The 4,524-nt window shown below is 44.2% G+C and carries 3 protein-coding genes; all 3 read left to right on the forward strand.

Annotation, left to right across the window (positions count from 1 at the left end; all coding sequences use genetic code 11):
- The first annotated feature begins 201 nt into the window (after positions 1–201).
- The 3 genes from EWV66_RS04690 (at position 202) to EWV66_RS04700 (ending at position 4,447) form a co-directional block, all read left to right on the forward strand.
- Entirely contained in the window at positions 202–1,251 is a 1,050-nt protein-coding gene (locus EWV66_RS04690; RefSeq protein ID WP_052277510.1) for a hypothetical protein, read from the forward strand.
- Between the two features lie 259 nt (positions 1,252–1,510).
- Complete coding sequence (locus EWV66_RS04695) at positions 1,511–3,109, forward strand: SpoIID/LytB domain-containing protein (protein ID WP_052277511.1); 1,599 nt, start codon at positions 1,511–1,513, stop codon at positions 3,107–3,109.
- A gap of 240 nt (positions 3,110–3,349) precedes the next feature.
- Entirely contained in the window at positions 3,350–4,447 is a 1,098-nt protein-coding gene (locus EWV66_RS04700; RefSeq protein ID WP_052277512.1) for an RNA-guided endonuclease InsQ/TnpB family protein, read from the forward strand.
- Positions 4,448–4,524: the final 77 nt, after the last annotated feature.

A 4,524-nucleotide genomic window follows, 5' to 3' on the forward strand; every position in this document is an offset into this window, starting at 1 on the left:
CATTATTATTCTACTAATGACAGTAGCCTAGTTACTCAGGAGCCGGATACGGCGAAAGTCGTAAGTCCGGTTTTGAAGCAGGGGGTGGGAAGGCGACTTCCTGCTCTACTGTAACGGGTTTTACCTGACGATTAATCGGCTTGTCGGGGGTTGCCTGAGCGAGTTAAGATAAAATGCCCGATTAACTGCCGAGTCTATCCTATGGTTGATGCTGCGACGTTCTCCTCCGACACCTCCGCGATCATTGATGCCTTTGAAACGCCTCTAGAGTTTAACTTTCAACTGCCGGATCCCGAAGATGAAACCATCCAAGATCATGACTTTCAGCAGCAACTGGATTCTTTTTGGCAAGTCTGCGATCGCTTTGATTTGCAAACGGAAATCTGGCGGGGGCGAATTTTACGAGCTATTCGCGACCGGGAGAAGCAAGGCGGTGATAGTCGCGGTACAGGCTTTTTAAACTGGTTAAAACAGCGAGAAATCACTAAAAGTCAAGCTTATGCTCTGATTCAATTGGCTAATAGTGCCGATACTCTCCTGGCAGAAGGACAACTGGATCCCGATAGTATCAATAAGTTCAGTAAACGCGCCTTCGTAGAAACGGCCAAATCTGCCCCCGAAATTCAAAAATTAGTCAGTGATGCGGCCCGACAAGGGGAGAGAATTACCCGTCGGGAAGTGAAGCAATTGGCCGATGAATGGACGGCGATGAGTTCAGACTTACTACCCGATGAGGTGAAGGAAAAAGCCGGCGATGGCAGTTTACCGGCGCGTCATCTCGCTCCTCTAGTCAAAGAATTAGAAAAGTTACCCGATACTCATATCGAAACTCTCCGTCAAGAAATCGCCGCTAATCCCGATGTAGATACGGTAAAACTAATCACCTCGGAAGCACGCAGTTTAGCCAAATATCTCGACGCGGCGGCCCAAGTACAAACTCTCCGACGGGGTAATTTAGATATTGAAATGGCTCTAGAAGAAGCTTTGCGCGTCGATTGTCTAAATACGGCGGCGGATCTGGTTAAACAAGCCACACAATTAGAGCAGGCCGTGGCTAAACTTTATACTACTTGGAAACGTTTGGGTAGTTTGTCCGATCGCCTTTATGTGGATACGGGAGCAAGTAATCCCCATCTGCGATCGATGTTAACCTGTTTGGAAAGTTTAACCAGTGAAGTGATCGAAGTAGAACTGGATGAGGGTGGGCAAAAAATGGTACGTTTACGCATTATCAGCGATGGGGGAAGTTAGATGCTTTGTTGGTGGTTGGGGTGTTAGGGTGTTAGGGTGTTAGGGTGTTAGGGTTTTAGGGTGTTAGGGTTTTAGGGTTTTAGGGTTTTAGCTGAAATTCCCCATTTCCCCACTTCCCCATTTCCCCATTTCCCCATTTCCCCACCTCCCCACTTCCCCACTTCCCCACTTCCCCACTTCCTAACCCCTAACGGCTTGCTGCTATAATCTCTGAATATCGTCAACTTTTATGAAAACTTATTAACAGATACTTGACTTTATGCTAAAAATCAAGGAAAAAAAACCAATAATTAGCATCGGTTCTATAACTGCGGCGATCTTGCTCAGTTTAACCCTAATTCCTGCCGCTATGGCCAAGGATGTGCTTCTGAGAGTGGGCATTGTCCAACGTTTTGGCGATGAAGCCAAGGAAAAATTAACCCTGAGCAGTACCAGTGGTGATAATCTCACCCTCCGCATGGTGGGAGAAGATGGCCAATCCCAAACCCTGCAAACCAATCGCCTACAATTAGAAGTTATTCCCCGTCCCCTCGCTTCTCCCATCCTCCAAGAAAAAGTCATTTTAAGCGACCACGCCACCTTTGAAACCGCCGAAAATAGTGCCAAAAATTGGGCAAAAATGGGCATTAAAGTGGAAATTACCCAACCCGGACGCTGGCAGGTTTGGGCAAAGCGAGAAGTTTATGAAAATCCCCTAGTGCGACGTTGGTTGCTGACCAGTTTGCAAACCAAAGGCCACAATCAACCCTATATTAATAGTGTTTTACTCAAAGAAAAGCCGCAAGTTTCTTTCCAGATCAACGGGGTGCGCTATTTTCCCAAAGAATTAGAAATCGAGAGCCAAAAAAACCTGATTCAAGTCACCCATAGCCCCGATCAGGTACGTTTGTACGGGGGAACTATGCGCCTACAGCCCAACGCCTACGGCACTTTTACCCTAGTTAATAACGTTCCCCTCGAAACCTACCTGCGCGGGGTTGTACCCCACGAAATCGGTCATGATGCCCCAGAAAGTGCCACCCAGGCGCAAACTATTATCGCCCGCACCTACGCCCTCCGCAATCTCCGCCGTTTTCAAGCCGATAATTACGAACTCTGTGCCGATACCCATTGTCAAGTTTATTATGGATTGACGGGAACTAATCCCCGGGCTGATCAAGCGATCGCAGCCACGCGAGGCCTGGTTTTAACCTACCAAAATGAGTTAGTGGATGCCCTTTATTCCTCCACCACCGGCGGGGTAACTGCCCTCTTTAGTGATGTGTGGGATGGGGAAGAAAGACCTTATCTCCGGGCAGTGGTAGACTCCCCTAATCGAGTTTGGGATCTGTCGAAACAATCTCTCGCTAATGAGACAACTTTTCGCCAGTTTATTAATCTTAAAGATGGTTTTAATGAGACGGGGCGACGGGTTTTTCGCTGGCAAAAACAAGCTTCTTTAGCTGATTTGAGTCAAGACCTAGAAACCTATCTAAAACGCAGAAAACATCCCCTCGCCCACTTCCAGAAAATCCAATGGATGGAAGTGACTAAGCGCTCTCCTTCTGGTCGGATTCTGACTATGACCATTCAAACCGATAAGGGGATTTTGGAACTCTATAAAAATGAGGTGCGTAGCGCTTTTGGACCGCCTCGCAGTACCCTATTCTACATCGATCCTATCTACGATACCAATCGACAGATCCAGGGTTATAACTTTATTGGTGGCGGTTTCGGCCACGGGGTAGGATTAAGTCAATTTGGTTCCTATAATTTAGCCCGTTTGGGTTGGTCTCCCGAACAAATTCTCGCTTTCTATTATCCCGGCACCACCATCCAACCTCTCAATAATTCGATTATCTTTTGGCGAGGAAATTAATCAGTTATCAGTTATCAGTTTCTGAAGGCAATAGGCAATAGGCAATAGGCAAGAGAAAGGCTCTGACAATTCTCCTACCTAAAAAGAGGATTAGAAACTAAGTAAATCAAATGTTTGACTAAAATTTACCGAAATTTTGGGTTAAAGCCCCGTCCTTTTAGGACGGCTTTTTAAACTATAGCTTGTTAACTTAACTTTTATTGTGCTATACTGATTTTATCTAAGTAACCCGTGCGTAAAATGTTTGTCTTAGAGTTTAAAGTTAAAGCTAAAACTCAACAGTATCAAGCCATAGACGATGCTATTCGTACTGCTCAATTCATCCGTAACAAATGTGTAAGGTTATGGATGGATACAAAAGGTACGGGTAAGAACGATTTATACCGATATTCTAAAGAATTAGCTCAGGACTTTAAATTTGCCGATGAACTTAATTCAACTGCTAGACAGGCAAGTGCTGAACGTGCTTGGAGTTCAATTAGTCGTTTTTACGACAACTGTAAACGTAAAGTATCAGGCAAAAAGGGGTATCCTCAATTTAAAAAATCTCGCTCTGTTGAATACAAACAATCAGGATGGAAGCTTCTTAGCCCTAAAACTGTTAAGTTCACTGACAAGAAAAACATTGGTGTTCTTAAGTTGGTAGGAACTTGGGATTTAGGGTACTTTCAAGAATCCGATATTAAACGGGTTAGGTTGATTCGGAGAGCGGACGGTTATTATTGTCAATTTGTCCTTTCTTGTGACGTTAAAGAAGATGTTAAACCATCAGGTAAGTGTATTGGTTTAGATGTAGGTTTGGCTTCTTTCTATACAGATCACAATGGCAACAAGGTTGATAATCCTCAATTCTTGAGAAAGTCTGAGAAACGATTAAAACGACTTCAAAGGCGATTATCTAAAAAGAAAAAGGGAAGTAAAAATCGTCAAAAAGCTAGACAAAGATTAGCTAAAGCTCACCTTAAAGTAAGTAGGCAACGTAAAGACTTTGCTGTGAAATTAGCAAGGTGCGTAGTTCGCTTCTTAGATGTGATAGCCTACGAGGATTTAAGAGTTAAGAACTTAGTCAAGAATCATTGTCTAGCTAAATCGATAAATGATGCGGCCTGGTATCAGTTTCGGGAATGGATAGAGTATTTTGGGGTTAAATTCGGCAAGATAACGATTGCTGTCTCACCGAATTATACAAGCCAAAACTGTTCAAACTGTGGTGAAACTGTCAAAAAATCTTTATCGACTAGAACCCATCAGTGCAAATGTGGATGTGTTTTGGATAGGGATGAAAACGCCGCTATAAAGTGCGATTCGTTCAGTCGAAACCTAGAAATAGGGGGATGACTGGCCTCTGTTGAGTAACCCTAACTGGGTTGAGTACGCACTTTAATCCTCAGCAGATGACAACTTCATAACCTTGT

Origin of the sequence: Microcystis sp. M_OC_Ca_00000000_C217Col (genome assembly GCF_007095585.1) — a bacterium.
Classification (GTDB): Bacteria; Cyanobacteriota; Cyanobacteriia; order Cyanobacteriales; family Microcystaceae; genus Microcystis; species Microcystis panniformis.